The organism is Amnibacterium sp., from assembly GCF_025463795.1.
Lineage (GTDB): Bacteria > Actinomycetota > Actinomycetes > Actinomycetales > Microbacteriaceae > Amnibacterium.
In genome coordinates this window covers 1-24,184 of the sequence record NZ_JAODBE010000087.1, presented here as the reverse complement: position 1 = coordinate 24,184, position 24,184 = coordinate 1, and the positions used below count along the sequence as shown (strand labels likewise).

Below are 24,184 nucleotides of genomic sequence, written 5' to 3'. Positions count from 1 at the left end.
CGCCTCGTGCCGCTCGCCCTTCGGGCCGGAGACGGCGAGGCGCCGCAACGTGCCGACCAGCGGCCGCAGGGCGTTCGGCACCGCGTCGCCCTGCCGCTCCATGCGCCGCTCGTCCGCGAGGGTGAGGAGCACGCTCGGCGCCTCCTCCTCGTTCGCCACCGCGGCGAGCACGAGGACGTCCCTGGCGCGGGACGCGGCGAGCGCGACGAGCCGCAGCTCGTCGGACAGGGCGGCGCGCCGCTCATCGGCGGGACCGTCAGGCGCCGAGCCGGCGGTGAGCACACGGACGAGGTCGCCGACGCCGAGCAGCGATCCGCGCGGCTTCAGGTTCGGCCACACGCCGTCCTGAAGGCCGGCGAGCACCACCGTGTCGAACTCCAGCCCGGCCACGCCGACCGGCGTGGTGACGAGGACCGCGTTCCGGATGCCGCGGGGCGCCAAGGTGTCGTCGGGCACCTCGGCCGAGAGCTGCGCGGTCAGGAAGACGGACGCCGGGTCGGTGGGGGCGCGCTCGGCGGTGCGCGCCGCGGCCGTGAAGAGGGCGACGACGCCGTCGAGGTCGCGGTTCGCCTCCGCGGCCCCGGTGCCGCCCGCGAGCGCCCGCTCCCGCCAGGGCCCGGCGAGGCCGCTGCGCTCCCAGACGATCCAGAGCAGCTCCTCCGCGGAGGAGCCCTTCCTCTCCGCCTGGCGGACCGCGTCGAGGGTCTCGGCGAAGCGCGCGGCGCGCCGGGAGAACGCCGACTCGATCGTGACGAGTCGCCCCGGTCGCTCGAGCGCCTCGACGAGCAGCTCACCGGCGTTCCTGGTGCCGTCGCCGGCGAGCTCCTCGACGCGGAGGGCGAGCCGCAGCCGGCGGAGGGTGAGCCGGTCGAGGCCGCCGAACGGCCCGGTGAGCAGGTCGACCGCGGTCTCCGGCGTGAGCGGCGCGACGCCGACGGCCGTCGCGACGATGTCCAGCAGGGCCCGCGCCGCCCGGTCGGACGAGACCGGCCGCCCGGTGGTCGCGGTGATCGCGGGCACGCCCGCCGCCTCGAGCGCGCGGGCGAGGGGCTCGGCCTGCGCTCCGGAGCGCACGACCACGGCCTGGTCGGCGAACGGCACGCCCTGCTCGAGGTGCCGGGACCGCAGCCGGCGCGCGATCGCGAGGGCGAGCTCCCCGCTGCCGGGCGCCTCCACCGCGGTGACGGCGCTGCCGCCCGCCCGGGCCGCGCGTGCCTCGCGCTGCGGGCCGGCGAGGGCGGTGCCGATGCGGGCGGTGACCGTGGTGACGAACCGCCGGACCGCCTCCGGATGCCGGTGCACGGTCTGCAGGCGGAGCCGCACCGCCCCGGGGAGGCCCAGGCGGGACTCGAACCGGCCGAGCAGGTCGGGCTCGCCGCCCCGGAACGTGTCGGCCGCGACATCGGGGTCCCCGAACGCGACGATCGCGGTGCCGCGGGTGGCGAGCGCCGCGAGCAGGGCCACGGCGGACTCCCCCGCGTCCTGCAGGTCGTCGACCACGACGAGCCGCAACCGGTCGACGGTCCCTCCGCCGGCGCCGCGGTGCACCGCCGCGGCGGCGAGCGCGGCGAGCTCGGAGGAGTCGAACGCGTCGGGCTGCACCGCGGTGAGCACCTCGTAGTACTCGGACCAGAACCGTGCGGCGGCGACCCAGGCCGGGCGCTCGTGGGTGCGGCCGAGCCCCTCGAGGTCCTCGGGCACCAGCCCGTGCTCGACCGCCCGGGCGAAGAGGTCGCGCAGCTCGCCCCTGAACGCCGTGAGGGCGCGCACCTCCGGGCCCAGCCGGTCGGGCCACACCGTCTCGTCGTCCTCCAGCAGCTGCGCGATCAGCGCGTCCTGCTCCCCGCCCGCGAGCAGGACCGGCTGCGGCCGCTCCTCCGCGATCGCCGCACGCCGGGCGATGTCGTAGGCGAGCGACGCGACGGTGCGGGCGGGCGGGCCGTCGACCGGGACACCGAGCCGCACCACGAGCCGGTCGCGCAGGCGCGCGGCCTGCGTGCGTCGCGGTGCGAGCAGCAGCACCTCGCCGGGGTCGAAGCCCTGCTCGCGCACGCGGTGCGCGAGCAGCTCGATCGCGGTGCGGGTCTTGCCCGATCCCGGCGCCCCGAGCACCACGGCACTCGTTCCGACGGGCACATCGAGCACCGCCCGCTGGCTGGGGTCGAGGTCGTCGTCTCGCATCGCCAGCACGGTATGGCGCGGGGCCGACACCGGATGCGGGCGATACTGGAGGGGCATGCCGGCGGCTGCCGCCGGCCAACGGCTTCGGAAGGGGATCCGTCATGGAGGTCCGTATCGGCATCCAGAACTCACCGCGCGAGCTCGGCTTCGAGAGCGCCGAGGCCCCCGGGGCCGTGCAGAAGAAGGTGGCGGACGCGATCGAGAGCGGTGCGACCCACCTCACCCTCACCGACGAGGGCGGCCGGCTGTACATCGTGCCCGTCGCATCGCTCGCGTACGTCGAGGTCGGGAGCGAGAAGACGCGCCGCGTGGGCTTCGTCGCCTGACGTGGAGCTGCTCTTCATCGTCCTGATCGGGGTCGTCGCCGGCCTCGTGGGACGGGCCGCGCTGCCGAACCGCGCGCTGCTCGGTGCGTTCCTGCTGCCCGCGATCGGCGGCGCCGCGGCCGCGATCGTCTGGGTCGCGCTCACGTGGGCCCGTTGGCGGTGGGACGGCGGCTGGATCTGGGTCGTCACGGTCGCCGCCACGCTGCTCTCCGTCGCGGCCGCCGGCGTCCTGATCGGCCGCGCCCGCGCGGCGGAGGACGACCGCCGCTTCGCGGAGCTCGCAGGCAGCAGGTAGCGCTCCGACTCAGCAGAAGCGCCCGCTTCCCGCGTGGGGGAGCCCGCACCGCTCCTGAACGAACCAGGGAACTCGCGCGCCGAGCTGGGCAACGGAAGGCCGTGCCGCCGCGCCGGGCCGGGCGGACTGCGGACGACGTCGTGGATGCGCTCGCGCAGCCAAGACGATCGACTCAGGCCTCGATCGGGGCGGGCTGCTCCTCGAGCAGCTCCCGCACGCGCGGCACGACCTCGGTGCCGTAGCGCTCGATGCCGCGCATCATCGTGTCGTGCGGCAGGGGTCCGGCGCTGTACTTCAGGTCGAAGCGCTGCACACCGAGCATCCGCACCGTGCGGGCGATCTTCGCGGCGACGGTCCGCGGGGATCCGACGTAGAGCGATCCGTGCTCGACCTCCGTCTCGAACTCGTGCCGGCTCATGGGCGGCCAGCCGCGGTCACGGCCGATGCTGTCGCGCATCGCCTTGTAGTCCGTGAAGTACTCCTCTCTCGCCTCCTCGTCGGTGGCGCCGACGTGGCCGGGCGAGTGCACACCGATCGGCAGGGGCGCCAGCTCGAGCTGGGTGAGCGCACGGCGGTAGAGCTCCACGTACGGCAGGAAGCGGTCGGGGGCGCCACCGATGATGGCGAGCATCATCGGCAGCCCGTAGCGGGCCGCGCGGATCACCGACTCGGGGCTGCCGCCGACGCCGATCCAGGTCGGCAGGGCGCCGGAGGCCGTATGCGGGAAGACGTGCTGGTCGGTGAGCCCCGCCCGCACGGTGCCGGACCAGGTGACCGGCTGCTCCGTCCGCAGGTGCGCGAACAGGTCGAGCTTCTCGGTGAAGAGCGTCTCGTACTGGGAGAGGTCGTAGCCGAACAGCGGGAACGACTCGGTGAAGGACCCGCGGCCGAGCGTGATCTCGGCGCGACCGCCCGAGATCGCGTCGAGCGTCGCGAAGCGCTGGAACACGCGCACGGGGTCGTCCGAGCTGAGCACCGTCACCGCGGAGCCGAGCGAGATGCGGGAGGTGCGCGCGGCGATGGCGGCGAGCAGCAGGTCGGGCGCGCTGACCGCGAAGTCGGCGCGATGGTGCTCCCCGATGCCGACGGCGTCGAGTCCCACCTGGTCGGCGAGCACCGCCTCCTCCACGACGTCGCGGATGACCTGCGGCGGCGGTGTCGGCGCGCCGTCCGGCGCCCGCGTCACGTCGCCGAAGGTGTCGATCCCGAAGCGCAGTGCGCCGAGGTCGTCGGTCATGAGGTTCCTCCTCGCCCGCCCGTCCGAGCGGATGTCTGACACGTCAACAATATGCCCGGACGGCGCATTCCGCGCCGCGGATCCTGTGCTTCAGGCCGTGAGGCCGAGCCGGTCCATGCGCCGCGTATGGGCCGCGATCAGGTCGTTCAGCACCGGCTCGATCCGCCGCTCCTCGGTCTCGGCCGGCTCGCCGTCCGGCCCCGGCGCCGACGCCAGGGCGCTCCGCGCGACGAGAAGGGTGTCGCCGACGATGCGGCGGCCCCAGAGCGCGAGCCGTGACGTCATGCGGCGGTCCGCCGCCACCGCGGCCGCGAGCACCGCCACGAGGGACTCCTGGCCGATGTCGGCCGTGAGGATCGACCGGTAGCGCTCCGCGAGCGGGGCCGGCAGGCCCGAGCCGAGCTGCGCGAGGAAGTCGTCGAGCAGGCCGGTCGCGAGATGCAGGGTGAGCACGGACTCGTGCCAGCCCGTCTCGCCGAACCGCCGCCAGTACCGGTCGATCTCCGATGTATAGGGCTGCATGGCCGTCGCCGGGTCCTCGCCCTCCGCCGTGAGCAGGTCGACGAGCCCGGTGTGCTGGCCGAGGATCGCCGCCGCGACCCTCGTCACGGTCTCCCGCTCGGCCAGGTCCGAGGCCCGCGAAGCGATCGAGGACGCCGTCTCGAACAGCGACAGCTGGAGGTAGGCGGATCGCGCGACCAGGGCGACCGGATCCGGCCGCAGATCCCCGAGCGGGACGCGGTCGACCCGGACGGGGCGTCGCCTGCCGCGGAACGGCTGAGGACGCGGACGACCCCGTCCCGGCTGGATCACCGCCTCAGCATATTGGCAGCCGGTACACTGGACCCGGCGTCCGCCGTGGAGCGGGCCCCTCCGCGCCGGTCAGGCAGTCACATCGGCGCGAATCCGCGCGGCCACTCCGGCCGCATCTCGCCGCTGATTCCCAGCACGGACCGACAGGCACATCTCCTTGACCTTCGCAGAACTCGGTGTCGACCAGGACCTGGTCGACGCCATCACCGCTCACGGCATCCTCGAGCCCTTCCCCATCCAGTCGCAGACGATCCCCCTCGGCCTCTCCGGCCAGGACATCATCGGCCAGGCGAAGACCGGCACGGGCAAGACCCTGGGCTTCGGCCTCCCCATCATCCAGCGCCTCGGCAAGGAGCCCGCCCCGGGCGTGCAGGTGCTCGTCGTCGTGCCCACGCGGGAGCTGTGCGTGCAGGTCGCCGAGGACCTGGTCATGGCGACCGCGAACCGGCCGACGACCGTCGCGGCGATCTACGGCGGCAAGGCCTACGAGGGCCAGATCGAGCAGCTGAAGGCAGGCGCGCAGATCATCGTCGGTACCCCCGGCCGTCTGCTCGACCTCGCGGGGCAGCGCCTGATCAGCTTCGCGAACGTGCGCGAGATGGTGCTCGACGAGGCCGACAAGATGCTCGACCTCGGCTTCCTCCCCGACATCGAGAAGCTCTTCGCGCAGACCCCGCCGACGCGGCACACGATGCTCTTCTCCGCGACGATGCCCGGCCCGATCGTCGCGCTCGCCCGGCGCTTCATGAACCGGCCCGTGCACATCCGCGCGACGGACCCCAACGAGGGCCTCACCCAGGCGAACATCCGGCACCTCGTCTACCGCACGCACTCGCTGGACAAGGACGAGGTCATCTCGCGCATCCTGCAGGCGGAGGGGCGCGGGAAGACCCTGATCTTCACGCGCACGAAGCGCGCGGCGGCGAAGCTCGTCGAGGAGCTAGGCGACCGCGGCTTCAACGCCGCAGCCGTGCACGGCGACCTCAGCCAGGAGCAGCGGGAGCGCGCCATGAACGCGTTCCGCGCGGGCAAGAAGGACGTGCTGATCGCCACCGACGTCGCCTCTCGCGGCATCGACGTCGACGACGTCACCCACGTGATCAACCACACGATCCCCGAGGATGCGGACGCGTACCTGCACCGGGCCGGGCGCACCGGCCGTGCGGGCAAGACGGGGATCGCCGTGACCTTCGTCGACTGGGACGACCTGCACAAGTGGTCGCTCATCGACAAGGCGCTCGAGTTCGGGCACCCGGAGCCGGTGGAGACGTACTCGTCATCGCCGCACCTCTTCTCCGACCTCGGCATCCCGGAGGGCACGAAGGGCCGGCTGAAGACGCACGGCGCGCCGCAGCGCGTCGAGCCCGCAGCCCCGTCCGGCGACGCCGCGGGCCGCACACGCCGCCGCACCCGGAGCGGCGAGGGCCAGGCCGAGCACGCGGCGCAGCGCCACGAGCACGGCGGGCACGAGCACGGGCACGAGCAGGCCGAGACCGCCCACAGCGAGCACGTGCCCGGATCCGGCGCGCACGACGGAGCCGGCAAGCGCCCCCAACGCCGACGCCGTCGCGGGTCGCGCCCCGCGACGCCGTCGGCCTGAGCCGCCGATAGCATTTCCGGATGCCGACCCTCACCGACGTCGACATCTGGCCGCTGCTCGGACTCCGGATCTCCGTGTCCGACGTCGAGCTGACGGCCGTGGACGACCGCACCGCGCTCGACCTCGGGCGCCTCGCGGCGTCCGGCATCCACGGCAACGCGCTGCCGTTCACCACGCCCTGGTCGCGGGGCAGCGACGTCGACGTGGCCCGGAACGTGTACCGCCACCACTCGGCGCTGCGCACGACGCTCACGCCCGAGGCGTGGTCGCTCGAGTTCGCCGCCCGCCTCGACCACACGCTGATCGGGGTCCAGGCGCTCGAGGCGACCGGCTTCCCCGAGACCCGGTCGGCCGAGAGCACGTCGTGGCTCGGGCTGCAGTGGCAGGGTCGCGGCATCGGCACGCTGCTGCGGATCGCGGTGCTCACCTTCGCGTTCGACGGCGTCGGCGCCCGGCAGGTCACCACCCGAGCCTGGTCCGACAACGTCGCCTCCTCGTCGGTGAGCCGCAAGGTCGGCTACGTCACCGACGGCGAGTCGCTCGAGGACCGGGAGGGCGTGCCGACCGTGCTGCGGCGCTACCGCCTCGACCGCTCGACGTGGGAGTCCCGGCCGCCGGAGCTGCGTCCGCACGTGGACATGGAGGGGCTCGAGCCCGTCCGCCGCTGGCTCGGCGTCGACTGAGGCCGGCTCACGCCGCGGGCGGCACCGGCAGGGTCCCGGTCCCCTGGGCGAGGATCCGCTCGAGCACCTCGGGCGCCGTGGTGTTCTCCCCCAGCCGGTTCGGCTTGCCGCTGCCGTGGTAGTCGCTCGATCCTGTGACGGAGAGACCGAACCGCTCCGCCAGCTCCGCGACCCGTTCCCGGCCGTCCGGCGTGTTCTCGCGGTGGTACAGCTCGAGGCCGAAGAGGCCCGCGTCGACGAGGTCGGCGACGACGTCCTCGCCGAGCACCCGGTCGCGGCCCGCCGCACCCGGGTGGGCGAGCACCGGCACGCCGCCCGCGTCCCGGATCAGCCGCACGCCCGCCTGCGGGGTCGGCGCGTAGTGCGGCTCGATGTAGCCGCGCCGGGGATGCAGGATGCCCGCGAACGCGGCGCTCCGGTCCGACTCGATGCCGAGCGCCACGAGCGCGTCGGCGATGTGGGGACGGCCGACGGTGGATCCTGGACTCGTCTGGGCGAGCACGTCCGACCAGGCGAGCGGGTAGTCGACGCCGATGCGCGCGACGATGCGCCTGGCGCGGCTTCGCCGTGCCTCGCGGATCCGGGCGGTCTCCGCGAGGAGACCGGGGTGCTCGGGGTCCACGAGGTAGCCGAGCACATGGACGCTGCGCCACTCGAGCCGCGTGGACAGCTCGACACCCGGCACCAGGCCGAGCCCCGTCGCCGTGGCGGCCCCGCGGGCCTCTGCCCAGCCGGCGGTCGTGTCGTGGTCGGTCAGCGCGATGGTCGACAGCCCGGCGCCGACCGCCTGCGCGACGACCTCGGCGGGCGGCTCGGTGCCGTCCGACACCCGGGAGTGGGTGTGCAGATCGATGCCCCGGCGCGCCTGCACGCGTCCGAGCCTAGCCGCGCCGCCCGCGGCGGCCGGAGGCGGGGACGCGCCTCAGGGAACGGCCGCAGGACGGCGCCGGGCGCGCCCGCGGGCGACGGTGCGATGATCGGATCATGTCGACCGACCAGCAGCTGCACACCGCCGAGAACCGCGACGTCGAGCAGCCGGTGGAGCGCACCGCGATCCCCAAGTCGCGCGCGTTCACCGACTACATCGGCAGCGGATGGGCGGACCGCCCGCGCACCCTCCCGCCTCTGCGCCCGCTCGCCGCCGCCGCGGCCGAGCGGCGCGCCGCGCTCTCGTCGCGCTTCGCGGGCAAGCGGCTCGTGATCGCCGCGGGCGATCCGAAGGTGCGCTCCAACGACACCGACTACCCGTACCGCGCGCACTCCGCGTTCTCGTGGCTCACGGCCTGGGGCGCCGACACCGTGCCGGGATCGCTGCTCGTTTTCGAGCCGGCCGACGACGGTCACGACGTCACCCTCTACTTCCCTCCTGCGGCCGGCCGCGACACCGACGAGTTCTACGCGAACGCCGCCATCGGCGAGTTCTGGGTCGGCCCCCGTCCCACCGTCGATGAGGTCGGCGCGGACCTCGGGCTCGCCACGAAGCCGCTCGACGCGTTCCTGGCCGGCGACGCCGACCTCACCCTCGAGGACACCGACCTCGAGCGCGACCTCTCCGAGGCCCGGCTCGTGAAGGACGAGGGCGAGGTCGAGGAGCTCCGCGCCGCCGTCGCCGCGACGAAGCAGGGCTTCGACGACGTGCTCGCCTCGCTCCCCCGCATCGTCGAGCACGAGCGCGGCGAGCGCGTGATCGAGGGCGTGTTCTTCACCCGCGCCCGGTCGGAGGGGAACGAGCTCGGCTACGACACGATCGCCGCCGCCGGCCCCCACGCCTGCATCCTGCACTGGACCCGCAACGACGGCCCGGTGGTCCCCGGAGACCTCGTGCTCATGGACGCCGGCGTCGAGATGCCGAGCCTCTACACCGCCGACATCACCCGCACCTTCCCGGTCGACGGCACCTTCTCCCCCGTGCAGCGGGAGATCTACGAGGCGGTCCGCGAGGCCGCGGACGCCGCGTTCGCGGTCGTGAGGCCGGGCATCGTCTTCCGCGAGGTGCACGAGGCCGCGATGGCCGTCATCGCCGAGAAGGTGCGCGGCTGGGGGCTGCCGAGGATCGATCCGTCGATGGTCGAGGGCCTGGAGGGGCAGGCGCACCGCCGCTACATGGTGCACGGCACGAGTCACCATCTCGGCCTCGACGTGCACGACTGCCAGCAGGCCCGCAAGGAGTTCTACATCGACGGCACGGTGGAGGCCGGCATGGTCTTCACGATCGAGCCCGGCCTCTACTTCCAGCCCGACGACCTCACCGTGCCCGAGGAGTTCCGCGGGATCGGCGTGCGGATCGAGGACGACGTGCTCGTCACGGCCGACGGCTACGAGAACCTCTCGGCCGGCATCCCGCGCACCGCGGACGACGTCGAGGCCTGGCTCGCGGAGCGCGCGAGGGCCTGACTGGAGGAACCGTCCTGCCGGCGCGCGTCAGGCGCCGGCGGTCGGGCCGAGGGGCGGCTCGTCGAGGTCGGCGCCCGCGACGGTCGTCGTCGCGGTCGTGCCCACGCCGAGGCCGAGCACGGTGCGTGCCCGGTTCGCCGCCTCCGGATCGACGACGAGCGAGTAGCTCGACGCGACGACCTGCATCACGGAGCTGAAGTCGCGGCGCCTGCGGGTGAGCGCGTAGCTGATCAGGCCGAACAGGATGCCGAACGCGGCCCCCAGGAGCACGGCGCCGAACAGGTAGCCCACGCCGGGGTTCGCCCTCGTCGAGAAGAAGAGGGTGACGAGCCCGAGGAACAGGCCGAGCCACAGCCCGGATGCCGCGCCCGCACCGGCGGCGCGGCCCCAGGAGAGCCGGCCGGTCACGCGCTCGACGCTCTTCATGTCGTTGCCGACGATCGAGGCGGCCCGCACCGGGAAGTCGGCGTGCGCGAGCCGGTCGACGGCCTCCTGCGCGCCCTCGTACGAGTCGTAGGTGGCGATCACGTCGCCGGTCGGCGGTTTCGGGAAGGACAGCCGGCGGGAGGTCCCGAAGGGTCCCTGCGTGTTGGTCACGCCGGGAGTATCCCATCGCCCGGCTTGGCGGGCTGCAGCGCCCCCTTTGACTAGCCTTAGCGGTCGTGAGCACGACGCGCATCTTCGTGGCCCGGCTGGCCGGGTGCGCCGTCTTCGACCGCCAGGGCGACCGGCTCGGCCGCGTGCGCGACGTGGTCGTCGTCTACCGCCGCGCCGACCCGCCCCGTGTCGTCGGCATGGTGGTCGAGATCCCCGGTCGCAGACGGGTGTTCCTGTCCATCGGCCGCATCGTCTCGATCGGCTCCGGGCAGGTCATCACCACGGGCCTGATCAGCGTCCGGCGCTTCGAGCAGCGGGCGAGCGAGACGCGGATCCTCGCCGAGATGCTCGGGCGCCGCGTCGCCCTGACCGACGAATCGGGCGAGGCCACGATCGAGGACGTCGCGATCGAGGAGGTCGGCCCCGGCGAGTGGGAGGTGTCCCAGGTCTTCGTGCGGCGCCCGAAGACGAGCCCGTCCCCCTTCGCCAAGGGCGCGACGATGTTCGTCAAGTGGGCGGACGTGCGCGAGCGGATCCGCACCGGGCAGGGCCAGTCGGCGACGCAGCTCATCCAGAGCTACGCGGACCTGCAGGCGGCCGACCTCGCGTCGACCCTGCTCGACCTGCCGGAGCAGCGGATGCTCGAGGTCGTCACCGAGCTGCCCGACGAGCGCCTCGCCGACGTGCTCGAGGAGATGCCGGAGGCGTCCGGCGCACGGATCCTCGCCGGACTCGGCGACGACCGCGCCGCCGACGTGCTCGAGGCGATGCAGCCCGACGATGCAGCCGACCTCATCGCGTCGCTGCCCGGCGAGCGCAGCGACGCCCTGCTCGACCTCATGGAGCCCGACGAGGCCGAGGACGTGCGCATGCTCCTCACCTACGACCCCGACACGGCCGGCGGTCTGATGACCACGGACCCGATCATCCTGTCGTCCGACGCGACCGTCGCCGAGGGCCTCGCGCTCATCCGCCGCCACGAGCTCGCGCCCGCGCTCGGCGCCGCGATCTGCATCACGCTGCCGCCGTACGAGCCGCCGACCGGGCGGTTCCTCGGCATCGTGCACTTCCAGCGCATGCTCCGCTACCCGCCGCACGAGCGGATGGGCACCCTGCTCGACACCTCGACCGAGCCGGTTCGGGCCGACACGTCGGCCGCGGAGGTGTCGCGCATCCTCGCGTCCTACAACCTCGTGCAGGTGCCGGTCGTCGATGCCGCCCATCGCCTCGTCGGCGTGGTGACGGTCGACGACGTGCTGGACCGCCTGCTGCCCGACGACTGGCGCAGCAGCGACGCCGACCCCGCCCCCCGCGTCCCGTCGCGCCGCCCGTCGGCCGACACCGCCGCGATCCTGACCCGCCCGCAGAGGAGGTTCCGCCGTGGCGGCGCCGGCTAGGCGGCGCGATCGGCGGGAGATCGACCCGCTGGAGGAGCCGAAGGGCCTCGGGCGCCGCCGCCAGCAGCGCACGAGCCGCGACGTGTTCGGGCGGTTCTCGGAGGGGTTCGCCCGCGCGATGGGCACGTCCGGGTTCCTGATCGGGCTGACCCTGTTCGTCGCCGTGTGGCTGCTCTGGAACGCCGTCGCCCCGGCGTCGGCCCAGTTCGACCCGGTGAGCAACGGGTTCGCGGTGCTCACGCTGATCCTGTCGCTGCAGGCCTCGTACGCCGCGCCCCTCATCCTGCTCGCGCAGAACCGGCAGGACGACCGGGATCGCGTGCAGACCGAGCAGGACCGTCAGCAGGCACAGCGGAACCTCGACGACACCGAGTACCTCGCCCGGGAGATCGTGGCGCTGCGGCTGCTGGTGCGCGACATGGCGTCGAAGGACTTCGTGCGAACGGAGCTGCGCGGCCTGCTCGAGGAGCTCGACAAGCGGGAGGCGGACCGGTCGGCGGGCACGGCCGGCCGGCCGTGACGGCGCTCGACGACGCGGTCCGGGACGCGGTCGGGCGGATCCGGGACCCGGAGATCCGCCGGCCGATCGCCGACCTCGACATGGTCGACGCGGTCGACGTCGATGCAGGGGTCGCCCGTGTGGCGCTCAGCCTCACCATCACCGCCTGCCCCGCCGCGGACCGGATCGAAGCGGACGCGCGTGCCGCCGCGCTCGCCGTGCCGGGCGTCGACCGCGTCGACCTCACGATCGGCGTGATGGCCCCCGCTCGCCGCGCAGCCCTGGTCGAGCGGCTGCGCGGCACGCGCACCTCGCCGTTCGGCCCCGACTCGCTGACGCGCGTCGTCGCGGTCACCTCCGGCAAGGGCGGGGTCGGCAAGTCCACCGTCACGGCGAACCTCGCCGTCGCCCTCGTCGCGGCCGGCCGGTCGGTCGGGATCGTCGACGCGGACGTGCACGGGTTCTCCATCCCCGGTCTGCTCGGGATCCCGGCGGACACCGCCCCTACGAGCCTCGACGGTCTGATCCTGCCGCCCGTCGCGCACGGCGTGAAGGCCGTCTCGATCGGGATGTTCCTGCCGCCCGACGACCGGACCGGCGCGGTCGCCTGGCGTGGGCCGATGCTGCACCGCACGCTGAACCAGTTCCTCACCGACGTGCACTTCGGCGACCTCGACGTGCTCCTCGTCGACTCGCCGCCCGGCACCGGGGACGTCGCGATCTCGCTCGGGCAGCTGCTGCCGTCCGCCGAGGTGCTCGTCGTCACGACGCCGCAGAGCGCCGCCGCCGACGTGGCGGTGCGGTCGGGGCTCGTCGCCCGTCGGCTCGGCCAGCGGGTGATCGGCGTCGTCGAGACGATGGCGCCGGCGACGATGCCCGACGGGAGCGTGCTCGACCTGTTCGGCTCCGGCGGCGGCGAGGCGGTCGCCCTTCGGCTGTCCACGGCCGACGAGCCGGTGCCGCTGCTCGGCTCGGTACCGCTCAGCGCCGTGCTCCGGCGCGACGGCGACGCGGGAGTGCCGGTGGTGCTCCACGACCCGTCGGATCCGGCCGCGGTCGCGCTCGCGGGGATCGCCGCGTGGGTCGGCGCCCGGCCGCGCGGCCTCGCGGGCCGGTCGCTGCCCTTCAGCCCCTAGGGCCTCAGGTCGCCTCGGAGTCGAACACGGCCGCCTGGCCGCGGGCCCGGCGCGGCTCGGGCGTGCGCTCGACCGGCACGGGCTCCGGCTCGGGCTCCACGGCCTCGCCGTCCTCGTCGAGCGGCTCGAGCAGCGCGTCGCGGATGATGCGGCGCGGGTCGTACTGCCGCGGGTCGAGACGCCGCCACTCCTCCTCGTCGAAGTCGGGCCCCATCTCCTCCTTCACCCGCTCCTTGGCGTCGTCGATCATGCGACGAGCGGTGCGGACGAAGCGGGCGAGCCGGGCGGCGTACTCCGGCAGCTTCTCGGGTCCGATGAGGAAGAGCGCGACCACTCCGATCACGAGCAGCTTCTCGAACCCGAACCCCATGGAGGGAGCCTAAGCGCCCATCCGGCGCTCCGCGGCTCCCTCGCCCGGATCCGCGCCGCCGATAGGCTTGCCGCGATGCCCGACAGCACCACCGGCGCCGTGTTCGCCGACGCCTTCGCGGCCGAGGACGACACGCTCCTCGGTGCCCGAGAGGCGTCCGCGCAGTTCGGCATCGACCCCGTCTCGCCCGCGGTGGGGGCCGCGCTCGCCGTCGCCGCGGCCGGCCGCCCCGCCGCGTCCATCGTCGAGATCGGCACCGGCGTCGGCGTGTCCGGCCTGTGGCTGCTGCGGGGCGCTCCGCACGCGCAGCTCACCACGATCGACGTGGACCTCGACCACCACCAGGTCGCGCGAAGCGTGTTCGCCGCCGCCGGGCACCCCAAGCAGGTGCGGTTCATCACCGGCGACGCGGGCGAGGTGCTGCCCAGGATGAACGACGACTCGTACGACCTCGTGCTCGTCGACGCGGACTGGGAGTCGCTGACCACCCATGTGGACGCGGCCCTACGGCTCGCCCGGGTGGGTGGGATCGTGCTCGTCGCCCGCGTGCTGCAGGGCGGCAAGGTGGCGAACCCGGCGAAGCGGGACCGGCCGACGGTCGCCTACCGCGAGCTGCTGAAGGCGGTGCGGGACCGGTCGGACGTGCTCGCCGCCGTGCTGCCCGTCGGAGACGGCCTGCTCCACCTCGTGCGCCGCTGACGCGGGCGCGCGAGCGGTCGGCTCAGGTCGTCAGCCGATCGCGTTCGACAGCGCGTCCCGGAGCTCCTTCGCCTCGGCGTCGTTCACCGACACCACGAGGCGCCCTCCACCTTCGAGCGGTACTCGAACGATGATGAGGCGCCCCTCCTTGACCGCCTCCATCGGACCGTCACCCGTGCGCGGTTTCATCGCCGCCATGCGAGCACCTCTTCCTTCCCGAAGAACGGTTCCCATTATCCCCTACAGCGGGCGCCACACCCAAATGCCGGATCCACGAGCCCCTGATCAGGGCACACTCCAGTACACCTGGAACGGGCCGTAGGTGCACCACAGCCAGAGTCCCTGGAGCGCGACCGAGACGATGAGCAGCGCCGCACGGCCGGGCCGTCGCCGCGGCACGAGGGCGCCGGCGAGCGGCGCCAGCGGCATCAGGAGCCGGAACAGGCTGGACTGCGGGAAGAAGACGCCGAGCAGGTAGAGCAGGTAGGACGCGGCCCAGAGCCGGTTCAGGGCGCCCAGTCGCCGCGCGGCCGGGGTGCACAGGAACACGGCGAAGCCGCCGAGCAGGAGCAGCAGCAGCACCGCGCCGACGATGGCGGCGGCGGGGTCCCCGACGAGCAGTGCGGCCCAGAAGTGCGCGGCGAAGAACCACGGGGTGACGACCGAGAAGCCCACGTCCCCCATCCACAGCGCCCGCCACGCGGCCTCGGTGCGCACGTACGCGTCGGGCACCCCGGTGGCCGCGGCGGCGATCCAGGTCCAGGCGAGCCCGGCGACCACCGACACCGCGGTGAGCACGACGCCGCCCACGAGCTCGCGGCGGGGCAGCACGTCCCGGCCGGCGCGGGCGGCCCGGATCCGGAGCAGCAGGTGCACGCCCACCGCCAGGGCGAACGGAAGCGCCTCCGGCCTCGTGAAGGCCAGGGCGACGACGACCGGGACCGCCCAGCCGTACCGTCGCCGGTCGACGAGGCAGAGGGCGGCCAGCAGGAGGGCGAGGCCGAGCGACTCCGCGTACGCGGCCTGCAGCACGAAGGCGAGGGGCGAGAAGGCGAAGACCGCGACCGCGAAGTCGGCCCGGCCGCCGAGGTGCGGTCGCAGCAGCAGCGACAGGAGCACCGCGGCGGCGAAGCCGGCGGCGAGCGAGACGAGCACCGCCACCGGTGGCCAGGCGGCGGTCACGCCGAGCGAGAGCGCCTTGACGAGATACGGGTAGAGCGGCAGGAACGCCCACTGGTTCGTGTCGACGGCGCCCGAGGACGTGAGCGGCAGCACCGACGGGTAGCCGTGCACCGCCACGTACCAGTACCACTGGCCGTCCCAGGCGGTGGCGAGCGTGACGAGGTCCGGATGCGGGCCGGCGCGGGAGGCGTTCGTGCCCTGCGTGCCGACCCAGAGGTAGAGCACGGTGGTGACGACGCGCGACGCGGCGAAGATCGCGAGGGCGCGTCCCCACCAGGGCGTCCGCGCCCACGGGCCGGCCGCCGCCGGCGGACGTCCTGCCGCCGGTCGCGCGGGCGCGACGGTGGTCACGCCCGCGTGAGCCACGCCCGCAGACCGGCCTCGCACGAGCGGATCTGCGACGTCGGCACCCGCTCGTCGTCCGCGTGCGCGAGCAGCGGATCCCCCGGCCCGTAGTTCACCGCTGGCACGCCGAGGCGGGAGAAGCGGGCGACGTCGGTCCAGCCGTACTTCGGCCTCGGCACGGCGCCGACCGCGTCGACGAAGTCGCGCGCGACCGGGACGTCGAGGCCGGGACGCGCGCCGCCGGCGAGGTCGACGATCCGCACGTCGTAGCCCGCGAAGACCTTCCGGACGTGCGCCTCCGCCTCCTCGGGCGAGCGGCTGGGCGCGAACCGGTAGTTCACGTGCACCATGCACTCGTCCGGGATGACGTTGCCGGCGACGCCGCCACGGATGCCGACGGCGTTGAGGCCCTCCCGGTAGACGAGGCCGTCGACCTCGACGGACGCCGGCTCGTACGCCGCGAGGCGGTCGAGGATCGGCGCGGCGAGGTGGATGGCGTTCACGCCGACCCAGCCGCGCGCCGAGTGGGCCCGGCGACCGAAGGTGCGCACCTCGGCGCGGAGATTGCCGTTGCAGCCGCCCTCGATGCCGGCACCGGTCGGCTCACCGAGGATCGCGAAGTCGCCCGCGAGCTCTTCGGGGTGGGTCCGGGACAGCACGTTGAGGCCGTTGACGGCCTCGCCGACCTCCTCGTGGTCGTACCAGATCCAGGTCACGTCGACGGCGGGCGCGGCGAGCTCGGCGGCGAGCTTCAGCTGCACGGCGACCCCGCCCTTCATGTCGACGGTGCCGCGGCCGACGAGCACCTCCTCCCCCGCGATCTCCTCGATGCGCGTGGGCAGGTTGCCGTTCACCGGCACGGTGTCGATGTGGCCGGCGATGACGACGCGGACCGCGCGGCCGAGCTCGGTGCGGGCGAGAACGGTGTCGCCGTAGCGCCGCACGACGAGGTGCGGCACCGCCCTGACGGCCGCCTCGATGGCGTCGGCGAGCGGCCCCTCGTCGTCGGAGACGGTCGCGATGTCGCAGATCGTGCGCGTGAGCTCCACGACGTCGGCGGTCAGATCCAGGCCGGGCACGGTCGGAAGGCTACCCGCCGCCGGGTCGGAGGGGCATCGACGCCCCCGGCTAGCCTGGGCCCGTGACCGACGCCTCCCGCCTGGCCTGGGGCCACGGCCTCGCGACCTCGACGCCCGAGGGCACCGTGCTCGACACCTGGTTCCCGGCACCGGAGCTCGGGGACGGCGACCCCGGCGAGGCGCCGGCGGACCTGCGCCGGCTCGGCGGCGAGGACGAGGGTCTTCGCGTGCGCCGAGGTGTCGTGACGGTGCGGATCGACCTCGACGCGCCGCCGGCCTCCACGCCCGACGCGTACCTGCGCCTCCACCTGCTCTCGCACCGCCTCGTCGCGCCGAACACCGTCAACCTCGACGGGATCTTCGCGGCGCTGCCGATCGTGCTCTGGACGTCGCGCGGGCCGGTCGCACCGGAGCAGGCGCCGTTCCTCCGCCGGGAGTACCTGTGGCGCGACGGGATCGACGTCCACGGCCTCGACCGGTTCCCGCGGATGACGGACTACGTCGTGCCGTCCGGGGTCCGGATCGCCGACACCTCCCGCGTCCGCCTCGGCGCCCACCTCGCCCCGGGCACCGTCGTGATGCACGAGGGCTTCGTGAACTTCAACGCGGGCACCCTCGGGGTCTCGATGGTGGAGGGGCGGATCTCGCAGGGCGTCGTCGTGGGCGACGGCTCCGACATCGGCGGAGGCGCGTCCATCATGGGCACGCTCTCCGGCGGCGGCAGGGAGCGGATCTCGATCGGGCAGCGGTGCCTGCTCGGCGCGAACGCCGGCCTCGGCATCGCGATCGGCGACGACTGCGTCGTCGAGGCGGGCCTCTACGTGACCTCGGGCACGAAGGTGAGGCTCCCGGGCGAGGGCGGGCGCGTCGTCAAGGCGCGGGAGCTGTCATCGCTGCCGAACCTGCTGTTCCGCCGCAACTCGCTGACGGGCGCGGTCGAGGCGGTGGAGCGCAGCGGGGCGGGCATCGCCCTGAACGCGGCCCTCCACGCCTAGCCCTCTCTCTCTCGCGAATCCGGGCGACTTCCGACAATCCGGGCGTCTTTTCTCGCCCGCGTTGTCGGATCACGCCCGCATTCAACGGAGCCGCGGGAGGCCGGCGAGCTGCAGCGCACTGGCGAGCGCCCCGCGGGCCGACAGCGTCGCCCACACCCACCTCTGCAGGCGCGGATGCGTGGCGGTCGCTCGCAACCGGTCCTCGCGCACCTTCTCCGCGACGACGACCTGCGCCGGTGTGCGACCCGCCAGGATCTCCGGCTCGCGGTACTTGATCAGGCCGTCGAACTCCCCGATGAGGCCGAAGTCCGGCCACCAGAAGTCGACGTGGCCGATGAGGCCGCGCCGGTCGTGGAACGCCTGCTGGAGGACCGGCACGGGGAGCCCGGCATCGGCGATCTGCACCCGGGAGAGGGACTCGCCCGGTGACCCGCTGGCGCCGTCCGCGAACTCGAGAGCGGCCTCGACGGGCCGCCTCCCGCGCGCCGGGCCCCACTCGTCGAGCACCTCCCGGAGGCGGTCCTTCCCGACACCCTGGGCGAGCGCCCAGTCGAGCGCGACGACCGCCTCGTCGAACTGCTCGGTGGCGGCGAGATCGAGCACCGTCCGTTCGAGCGTCGTGCAGGCGATCCCGTCGACGACGGTGACGTGGAGGTCGACCTCGTGGACCGCGTGCTTCCGCACACCGTGCTCGGTCCGGGTGCCCGCCGCGACGCCGACCCGTGCGTGCACCAGCCCGTCGGGCCTGCGGATGGTCGGCACCCGCCAGAGCGCGGCGGCGGAGCGATGGCTCGCGACGAACGAGGGATGCATCTCCGCCATCGCCGCGGCCTCCAGCCGCCGCCGATCGTCCTGCGGAAGCGCCTGCCAGATCGTCGTGGCGACGTACGCGCCGCTGCGGAGGCGCGTCAGCTCACCACGCTCTGCGGCCCGCTGCAGCACCCTGTCGTTCCCCGCGCGGTTGCGATGGCGGGCCAGGATCAGGTCGGCGGGCCCGACGATGCGCTGCATCGCGGAAGCATCGCCGACCTCGGCGCCCACCGTTGCTGCGGTGCCCTCACCGGCGGCCGCGCACCAGGTGGGGGGCCCTGGGGAGGACCGGACGCCGGATGAACGCCCGCCCCCCGGGAGCACGGGCGTCTTCCGACTATCCGGGCGGCTTCGGACGCCCGGATAGTCGGAACGCGCCCGGAGTCCGGAGGAGGCGGTCAGCGGCCCAGGTGGCGCTCCGTCGGGCCCACGTAGAGCTGCTGCGGGCGGCCGATCTTCGTCGTCGGGTCGGCGTTGGCCTCACGCCAGTGGGCGATCCAGCCGGGCAGCCGTCCGATCGCGAACAGCACCGTGAACATCCGGGGCGGGAAGCCCATCGCCTTGTAGAGCACGCCGGTGTAGAAGTCGACGTTCGGGTAGAGGCGCCGCTCGATGAAGTAGTCGTCCGAGAGCGCGATGTGCTCGAGCTCGCGGGCGAGGTCGAGCAGCGGGTCGTGCACGCCGAGCGAGTCGAGCACCTCGTCGGCGCTCTCCTTCACGAGCTTCGCGCGCGGGTCGTAGGACTTGTACACCCGGTGGCCGAAGCCCATCAGGCGTACGCCCTCCTCCTTCTTCTTCACCCGCTCGACGAAGGCGTCGACGCCCTCGCCGGACTCTCGGATGCGCGCCAGCATCGCGAGCACGGCCTCGTTCGCGCCGCCGTGCAGCGGACCGGACAGGGCGGCGATGCCGGCCGAGATGGAGACGAACATGTTCGCCTCGGTCGAGCCGACGAGCCGGACGGTGGAGGCGGAGGCGTTCTGCTCGTGGTCCTCATGGAGGATCAGCAGCCGCTCGAGCGCCTTCGAGACGACCGGGTTCACCTCGTACGGCTCCGCGTTCGTGCCGAAGTTGAGGCGCACGAAGTTGTCGACGAACGAGAGCCGGTTGTCCGGGTACAGGAACGCTTGGCCGAGCGTCTTCTTGTGCGCGTACGCGGCGATGACGGGCAGCTTCGCGATGAGCCGGATCGTGGACGCCTCGACCTGCTCCGGGTCGTGGGGCGACAGCGAGTCCTCGTAGTACGTGGCGAGCGCGCTCACCGCGCTCGAGAGCACCGTCATCGGATGGGCGGTGTGCGGCAGGGCGGTGAAGAACCGGCGGAGGTCCTCGTGGAGCAGCGTGTGCCGGCGGATCCGCTCGTCGAAGGCCGCCAGCTCGTCGGGCGTCGGCAGCTCGCCGTGGATGAGCAGCCAGGCGACCTCGAGGTACGTCGAGTGCTGCGCGAGCTCCTCGATCGGGTAGCCACGGTACCGGAGGATCCCCTGGTCACCGTCGATGTAGGTGATCGCCGACTTCGTGGACGCCGTGTTGACGAACCCGTTGTCGAGGGTCGTCAACCCGGTCCGCCGGGTGAGCTGCGCGATGTCGATGCTCGACGCGCCCTCCGTGGCAGGCAGGATCGGGAGCTCGGCCTCACCGCCGGGGAAGCGGATGGTCGCGCTCGTGTCGTCCGTCACCGCAGCACTCTATCGGCGCTCCCGGAGAGGCCCGCCTACGCCTGGGGCGGCAGCGCGGCCACGACGGGGTGGTCCTTCGGGATCACGCCGACCTTCGCGGCGCCGCCCGGCGAACCGACGTCGTCGAAGAACTCGACGTTGGCCTTGTAGTAGTCGGCCCACTGCGGAGGCAGGTCGTCCTCGTAGTAGATGGCCTCGACGGGGCAGACGGGCTCGCACGCACCGCAGTCGACGCACTCGTCGGGCTGGATGTAGAGCATGCGCTCGCCCTCGTAGATGCAGTCCACCGGGCACTCGTCGATGCAGGCGCGGTCCTTGACGTCCACGCACGGCAGGGCGATGACATAGGTCACGGTGCTGGATCCTCTTCCTTCGCGGGCGGTTCCAGTATCCCATCGGTGCCCGGGGAGTCCGTCCGCCGTCGGCGGCCGGGCACGGCGACCACGAGCACCGCGATCACGGCGGGACCGATCCACCACACCGCGCCGGGGAGGTCGGCGAGCACGACGTCGGATCCGCCGGGTCCCGGGCGCCCGAACACCACCACCGCCGCCACCACCCCGACGGCGGCTGCGGCCGCGTACAGGCGCGTGGCGAAGGCCGCTCGCAGCGCGAGGAGCACGGCGGCCACCATGGCGAGCGAGAGGACGAGGCCGAAGGGGAACCCGGTCCCGGTGAGCGCCGAGACGCCCGCCTGGTGCTTGAAGGTGCCGAGGGTGCCGACGAGCAGGCCCGCGACGACGGCGACCGGGACCCCGGCCAGGACCTCGAAAGAGAGGGGCCGGCCATCCATCCGTCCATCCTCGCAGGCGACGGGTGGACGACCCGGCTGATCTCGCCTACCATCGAAAGCGAGTTAGGTAATCCTTACCTTCCTTCTCCTCCTCGAACCGGAAGCGCACCGTGCTCGCCATCTACCTCATCGGACTCCGCGAGGGCCTCGAGGCCGCGCTGATCGTCTCGATCCTGCTCGGCTACGCCACGAAGCTGGGCCGCTCCGACCTGAAGCCGCGCATCTGGACGGGCATCGGACTCGCCGTCGCCGTCGCGATCGGCGTCGGCGCGCTGCTCACCTTCGGCACGGTCGAGCTGGGCGACGCCGAGCCCGTGATCGCGGGATCGCTGTCCGTCGTCGCGGTCGGGTTCGTCACCTGGATGATCTTCTGGATGGTGCGGAACAGCTCCGCGCTCTCGTCCTCGTTGCGCTCCGACGTGGACCGGTCCCTCGGCAGGGCGGGCTGGGGCATCGTCCTGCTCGCCTTCCTCTCCGTGGGCCGCGAGGGCGTCGAGACCTCGCTCTTCCTCTGGACCGCCGTGCAGGCGACCGGCGAGTCGGCGATCGCCCTGATCGGGGCGCTGCTCGGCATCGGCACCGCGATCGCCCTCGGCGCACTGATCTCCCGAGGGCTCGTGCGGATCAACCTGAGCCGGTTCTTCACCTGGACGGGCGCGCTCCTCGTCCTCGTCGCTGCCGGTGTGCTCAGCTACGGCGTCCACGACCTGCAGGAGGGCGGCGTGCTCCCCGGCATCCGCGCGATCGCTTACGACGTGAGCGCCGTCGTGCCCATCGACAGCTGGTACGGCACGCTGCTGAAGGGCGTCTTCAACTTCTCCCCCGCGGCGACGTGGCTCGAGGTGGCGGTCTGGATCGCCTACGTGGCCGTCGTCGGCACCTGCTTCGTGCTGGCCCTGCGGCACCGGCGGCCGGCCGTCGCGCGGCCGGCCGTCACCGCCGCGGCCGCGCACTGACGCCGCTCCTCGCCTGGGACGGCCCTCGCCGGTCCCGTTCGACTACGCCGTCTGGCGCTTCAGCCGGGAGGCGGCGCGGCCGCGCGCGGTCTGGTCGAGCTCGACCTTCCGGATGCGCACCGCGGTCGGCGTGACCTCGACGCACTCGTCGTCGCGGGCGAACTCGAGGCTCTCCTCGAGCGACAGCTCACGGGACGGCGTCAGGCGCTCCAGCTCGTCCGCCGTGGAGGAGCGGATGTTGTTGAGCTGCTTCTCCTTGGTGACGTTCACGTCCATGTCGTCCTGACGGGAGTTCTCGCCGACGACCATGCCCTCGTAGACCTCCTCCGTCGGCTTGACGAAGAAGGTGCCGCGCTGCTGCAGGTTCTGCAGGGCGAAGGGGGTCACGACTCCGGACCGGTCGGCGACCATCGACCCGTTGACGCGGGTGGTGATGGGGCCGGCCCATCGGTCGTAGCCGTCGGAGATGGCGTTCGCGATGCCGGTGCCGCGAGTGACGGTGAGGAACTCGGTGCGGAAGCCGATGAGGCCGCGGGACGGCACCCGGAACTCCATCCGCACCCAGCCGGTGCCGTGGTTCGTCATGCCCTGCATGACGCCCTTGCGGGCGGCGAGCAGCTGCGTGACGGCACCGAGGTACTCCTCCGGCGCGTCGATCGTGAGGTGCTCGAACGGCTCCTGCAGGTGGCCGTCGACCTGCTTCGTCACGACCTGCGGCTTGCCCACCGTGAGCTCGTAGCCCTCGCGCCGCATCTGCTCGACCAGGATCGCGAGCGCGAGCTCCCCGCGGCCCTGGACCTCCCAGGCGTCGGGCCGGCCGGCGTCGAGCACGCGGAGGGAGACGTTGCCGACGAGCTCGCGGTCGAGGCGGTCCTTCACGAGCCGGCCGGTCAGCTTGTGACCCTTGCCGCCCTTGCCGGCGAGCGGCGACGTGTTCGTCCCGATGAGCATCGAGATCGCCGGCTCGTCGACGTGGATCGCCGGCAGCGGCCGCACGTCGTCGGGGTCGGCGAGGGTGTCACCGATCGTGATGTCGGGGAAGCCCGCGACGGCGACGATGTCACCGGCGGCAGCCGACTCGGTCGGATAGCGCTCGAGGGCGCGGGTCGCGAGCAGCTCGGTGATCCGTACGTTCGTCGACTCCTGGCCGGCTCGCACCCAGGCGACGGTCTGTCCCTTGCGGAGTGTGCCGTTGAAGACGCGGAGCAGGGCGAGGCGGCCGAGGAACGGCGAGGCGTCGAGGTTCGTCACGTGCGCCTGCAGCGGGGCCTCGTCGTCGTAGGACGGGGCCGGGATGTGCTTCAGGATCGCCTCGAACAGCGGCTCGAGGTCGTCGTTGTCGGGCAGCTCGCCGTTCTCCGGCCGGTTCCAGCTGGCGGCGCCGTTGCGCCCCGACGCGTAGACGACGGGCACGTCGAGGATCGCGTCGAGGTCGAGGTCGGGCACGTCGTCGGCGAGGTCGGAGGCGAGGCCGAGGAGCAGGTCCTGGCTCTCGGTGACCACGTCGTCGATGCGCGCGTCGGGCCGGTCGGTCTTGTTGACGAGCAGGATGACCGGAAGCTTCGCCTCGAGGGCCTTGCGGAGCACGAAGCGGGTCTGCGGAAGCGGGCCCTCGCTTGCGTCGACGAGAAGAACAACACCGTCGACCATGGACAGGCCGCGCTCGACCTCTCCACCGAAGTCGGCGTGGCCGGGGGTGTCGATCACGTTGATCGTGATCGGACCGTTTGTCGCGTGCTTGCCCTTGTACGACACCGCGGTGTTCTTCGCGAGGATCGTGATGCCTTTTTCGCGCTCGAGCTCGTTGGAGTCCATCGCGCGTTCTTCGAGGTGTGAGTGCTCGGCGAATGAGTCCGTCTGCCGGAGCATGGCGTCAACCAGCGTCGTCTTGCCGTGGTCAACGTGAGCAACAATCGCTACGTTTCGGATGTCGTCGCGCGAATCAAGCGCCTTGAAAAAATTCCTTACAAGAAGATGATGTCGCGGATACGGTGAGCGCGACGGGAGATGTACAAATGCGGGTCACAATTCGACCCAACAGGGTATCTTACCGCACTCCGGGAAGTGTTCGCTGGGACCCGGCAGAGTATCGGGTTACAGCAGCACGAGAAGCTGAAT

The 24,184-nt window shown here is 73.0% G+C and carries 25 protein-coding genes; 11 read left to right on the top strand and 14 right to left on the bottom strand.

Annotation, left to right across the window (positions count from 1 at the left end):
- The coding region (locus JWQ92_RS08360; protein WP_297344004.1) for an ATP-dependent helicase at window positions 1-2,181 on the bottom strand (2,181 nt) is incomplete at its 3' end.
- A 101-nt stretch (window positions 2,182-2,282) separates the two neighbouring features.
- Between JWQ92_RS08360 and JWQ92_RS08355 the strand changes: the two genes are divergently transcribed.
- A complete protein-coding gene (locus tag JWQ92_RS08355; protein WP_297344003.1) occupies window positions 2,283-2,507 on the top strand; it encodes a DUF3107 domain-containing protein in 225 nt (74 codons plus the stop codon).
- Between the two features lies 1 nt (window position 2,508).
- Window positions 2,509-2,802, top strand: a complete 294-nt coding sequence (locus JWQ92_RS08350) for a hypothetical protein (RefSeq protein ID WP_297344002.1) — start codon at window positions 2,509-2,511, stop codon at window positions 2,800-2,802.
- A gap of 172 nt (window positions 2,803-2,974) precedes the next feature.
- Here JWQ92_RS08350 and JWQ92_RS08345 read toward each other — a convergent pair whose 3' ends face one another.
- Both JWQ92_RS08345 and JWQ92_RS08340 read right to left on the bottom strand, forming a co-directional pair.
- Window positions 2,975-4,039, bottom strand: coding sequence for an LLM class flavin-dependent oxidoreductase (locus JWQ92_RS08345; protein ID WP_297344001.1), 1,065 nt, complete (start codon window positions 4,037-4,039; stop codon window positions 2,975-2,977).
- A gap of 90 nt (window positions 4,040-4,129) precedes the next feature.
- The gene (locus JWQ92_RS08340) at window positions 4,130-4,852 is read right to left on the bottom strand and encodes a ferritin-like fold-containing protein (protein ID WP_297344000.1); all 723 of its coding nucleotides are present in this window, start codon (window positions 4,850-4,852) and stop codon (window positions 4,130-4,132) included.
- A gap of 157 nt (window positions 4,853-5,009) precedes the next feature.
- Between JWQ92_RS08340 and JWQ92_RS08335 the strand changes: the two genes are divergently transcribed.
- Both JWQ92_RS08335 and JWQ92_RS08330 read left to right on the top strand, forming a co-directional pair.
- Window positions 5,010-6,452: a DEAD/DEAH box helicase gene (locus JWQ92_RS08335; RefSeq protein WP_297343999.1), complete on the top strand. Its 1,443-nt coding sequence runs from the start codon at window positions 5,010-5,012 to the stop codon at window positions 6,450-6,452.
- Window positions 6,453-6,472: 20 nt separating this feature from the next.
- Entirely contained in the window at window positions 6,473-7,135 is a 663-nt protein-coding gene (locus JWQ92_RS08330; protein ID WP_297343998.1) for a GNAT family protein, read from the top strand.
- A 7-nt stretch (window positions 7,136-7,142) separates the two neighbouring features.
- Here the strand turns inward: JWQ92_RS08330 and JWQ92_RS08325 are convergent, their stop codons facing one another.
- On the bottom strand, window positions 7,143-8,006 hold the full coding sequence (locus tag JWQ92_RS08325) for a PHP domain-containing protein (protein ID WP_297343997.1): 864 nt from the start codon (window positions 8,004-8,006) through the stop codon (window positions 7,143-7,145).
- Between the two features lie 113 nt (window positions 8,007-8,119).
- Between JWQ92_RS08325 and JWQ92_RS08320 the strand changes: the two genes are divergently transcribed.
- Window positions 8,120-9,529: an aminopeptidase P family protein gene (locus JWQ92_RS08320; protein ID WP_297343996.1), complete on the top strand. Its 1,410-nt coding sequence runs from the start codon at window positions 8,120-8,122 to the stop codon at window positions 9,527-9,529.
- Between the two features lie 27 nt (window positions 9,530-9,556).
- Here the strand turns inward: JWQ92_RS08320 and JWQ92_RS08315 are convergent, their stop codons facing one another.
- Complete coding sequence (locus JWQ92_RS08315) at window positions 9,557-10,126, bottom strand: general stress protein (RefSeq protein WP_297343995.1); 570 nt, start codon at window positions 10,124-10,126, stop codon at window positions 9,557-9,559.
- Window positions 10,127-10,191: 65 nt separating this feature from the next.
- On the opposite strand from JWQ92_RS08315, the gene JWQ92_RS08310 reads away from it, so the two are divergent.
- Genes JWQ92_RS08310 through JWQ92_RS08300 form a run of 3 tightly spaced genes read left to right on the top strand, consistent with a single transcriptional unit; the run spans window position 10,192 to window position 13,158 of the window.
- The gene (locus JWQ92_RS08310; protein WP_297343994.1) at window positions 10,192-11,523 is read left to right on the top strand and encodes a CBS domain-containing protein; all 1,332 of its coding nucleotides are present in this window, start codon (window positions 10,192-10,194) and stop codon (window positions 11,521-11,523) included.
- A complete protein-coding gene (locus tag JWQ92_RS08305; RefSeq protein ID WP_297343993.1) occupies window positions 11,507-12,043 on the top strand; it encodes a DUF1003 domain-containing protein in 537 nt (178 codons plus the stop codon). Before JWQ92_RS08310 ends, JWQ92_RS08305 begins: the two co-directional genes overlap by 17 nt.
- On the top strand, window positions 12,040-13,158 hold the full coding sequence (locus JWQ92_RS08300; RefSeq protein WP_297343992.1) for a P-loop NTPase: 1,119 nt from the start codon (window positions 12,040-12,042) through the stop codon (window positions 13,156-13,158). Before JWQ92_RS08305 ends, JWQ92_RS08300 begins: the two co-directional genes overlap by 4 nt.
- A 4-nt stretch (window positions 13,159-13,162) precedes the next feature.
- Here the strand turns inward: JWQ92_RS08300 and JWQ92_RS08295 are convergent, their stop codons facing one another.
- The gene (locus JWQ92_RS08295; protein ID WP_297343991.1) at window positions 13,163-13,528 is read right to left on the bottom strand and encodes a twin-arginine translocase TatA/TatE family subunit; all 366 of its coding nucleotides are present in this window, start codon (window positions 13,526-13,528) and stop codon (window positions 13,163-13,165) included.
- 75 nt (window positions 13,529-13,603) lie between these two features.
- Between JWQ92_RS08295 and JWQ92_RS08290 the strand changes: the two genes are divergently transcribed.
- Complete coding sequence (locus JWQ92_RS08290) at window positions 13,604-14,227, top strand: O-methyltransferase (RefSeq protein WP_297343990.1); 624 nt, start codon at window positions 13,604-13,606, stop codon at window positions 14,225-14,227.
- Between the two features lie 30 nt (window positions 14,228-14,257).
- Here the strand turns inward: JWQ92_RS08290 and JWQ92_RS08285 are convergent, their stop codons facing one another.
- The 3 genes from JWQ92_RS08285 to dapE all read right to left on the bottom strand — a co-directional run bounded on the left by JWQ92_RS08285 (window position 14,258) and on the right by dapE (window position 16,833).
- Window positions 14,258-14,425 carry a DUF3117 domain-containing protein gene (locus tag JWQ92_RS08285; protein WP_297343989.1) on the bottom strand — a complete coding sequence of 56 codons (168 nt, stop codon included), beginning with the start codon at window positions 14,423-14,425 and terminating at the stop codon, window positions 14,258-14,260.
- Between the two features lie 87 nt (window positions 14,426-14,512).
- Window positions 14,513-15,760: a hypothetical protein gene (locus tag JWQ92_RS08280; RefSeq protein ID WP_297343988.1), complete on the bottom strand. Its 1,248-nt coding sequence runs from the start codon at window positions 15,758-15,760 to the stop codon at window positions 14,513-14,515.
- Window positions 15,757-16,833, bottom strand: coding sequence for a succinyl-diaminopimelate desuccinylase (gene dapE / locus JWQ92_RS08275; protein ID WP_297343987.1), 1,077 nt, complete (start codon window positions 16,831-16,833; stop codon window positions 15,757-15,759). The genes JWQ92_RS08280 and dapE overlap by 4 nt, the downstream gene beginning before the upstream one ends.
- A 62-nt stretch (window positions 16,834-16,895) precedes the next feature.
- Here dapE and dapD point away from each other — a divergent pair, with 62 nt between their 5' ends.
- A complete protein-coding gene (gene dapD, locus JWQ92_RS08270; protein WP_297343986.1) occupies window positions 16,896-17,828 on the top strand; it encodes a 2,3,4,5-tetrahydropyridine-2,6-dicarboxylate N-succinyltransferase in 933 nt (310 codons plus the stop codon).
- Between the two features lie 81 nt (window positions 17,829-17,909).
- Here the strand turns inward: dapD and JWQ92_RS08265 are convergent, their stop codons facing one another.
- The 4 genes from JWQ92_RS08265 to JWQ92_RS08250 form a co-directional block, all read right to left on the bottom strand.
- Complete coding sequence (locus JWQ92_RS08265) at window positions 17,910-18,839, bottom strand: hypothetical protein (RefSeq protein ID WP_297343985.1); 930 nt, start codon at window positions 18,837-18,839, stop codon at window positions 17,910-17,912.
- Between the two features lie 197 nt (window positions 18,840-19,036).
- Window positions 19,037-20,317 carry a citrate synthase gene (locus JWQ92_RS08260; protein WP_297343984.1) on the bottom strand — a complete coding sequence of 427 codons (1,281 nt, stop codon included), beginning with the start codon at window positions 20,315-20,317 and terminating at the stop codon, window positions 19,037-19,039.
- A gap of 35 nt (window positions 20,318-20,352) precedes the next feature.
- The gene (fdxA, locus tag JWQ92_RS08255) at window positions 20,353-20,670 is read right to left on the bottom strand and encodes a ferredoxin (RefSeq protein WP_297343983.1); all 318 of its coding nucleotides are present in this window, start codon (window positions 20,668-20,670) and stop codon (window positions 20,353-20,355) included.
- Complete coding sequence (locus JWQ92_RS08250) at window positions 20,667-21,110, bottom strand: DUF6113 family protein (RefSeq protein WP_297343982.1); 444 nt, start codon at window positions 21,108-21,110, stop codon at window positions 20,667-20,669. The genes fdxA and JWQ92_RS08250 overlap by 4 nt, the downstream gene beginning before the upstream one ends.
- Window positions 21,111-21,220: 110 nt before the next feature.
- On the opposite strand from JWQ92_RS08250, the gene efeU reads away from it, so the two are divergent.
- Window positions 21,221-22,066: an iron uptake transporter permease EfeU gene (efeU, locus tag JWQ92_RS08245; protein ID WP_297343981.1), complete on the top strand. Its 846-nt coding sequence runs from the start codon at window positions 21,221-21,223 to the stop codon at window positions 22,064-22,066.
- Window positions 22,067-22,108: 42 nt separating this feature from the next.
- Here the strand turns inward: efeU and typA are convergent, their stop codons facing one another.
- Complete coding sequence (typA, locus tag JWQ92_RS08240; RefSeq protein WP_297344005.1) at window positions 22,109-23,995, bottom strand: translational GTPase TypA; 1,887 nt, start codon at window positions 23,993-23,995, stop codon at window positions 22,109-22,111.
- Window positions 23,996-24,184 lie beyond the last annotated feature (189 nt).

Bases quoted from the DNA above. Each gene is read 5' to 3' on its own strand.
- JWQ92_RS08250 (WP_297343982.1), bottom strand. From the start codon at position 21,110: ATGGATGGCCGGCCCCTCTCTTTCGAGGTCCTGGCCGGGGTCCCGGTC.
- JWQ92_RS08295 (WP_297343991.1), bottom strand. From the start codon at position 13,528: ATGGGGTTCGGGTTCGAGAAGCTGCTCGTGATCGGAGTGGTCGCGCTC.
- JWQ92_RS08355 (WP_297344003.1), top strand. From the start codon at position 2,283: ATGGAGGTCCGTATCGGCATCCAGAACTCACCGCGCGAGCTCGGCTTC.
- JWQ92_RS08290 (WP_297343990.1), top strand. From the start codon at position 13,604: ATGCCCGACAGCACCACCGGCGCCGTGTTCGCCGACGCCTTCGCGGCC.
- JWQ92_RS08320 (WP_297343996.1), top strand. From the start codon at position 8,120: ATGTCGACCGACCAGCAGCTGCACACCGCCGAGAACCGCGACGTCGAG.
- JWQ92_RS08265 (WP_297343985.1), bottom strand. From the start codon at position 18,839: ATGCAGCGCATCGTCGGGCCCGCCGACCTGATCCTGGCCCGCCATCGC.
- JWQ92_RS08330 (WP_297343998.1), top strand. From the start codon at position 6,473: ATGCCGACCCTCACCGACGTCGACATCTGGCCGCTGCTCGGACTCCGG.
- JWQ92_RS08345 (WP_297344001.1), bottom strand. From the start codon at position 4,039: ATGACCGACGACCTCGGCGCACTGCGCTTCGGGATCGACACCTTCGGC.
- JWQ92_RS08285 (WP_297343989.1), bottom strand. From the start codon at position 14,425: ATGGCGGCGATGAAACCGCGCACGGGTGACGGTCCGATGGAGGCGGTC.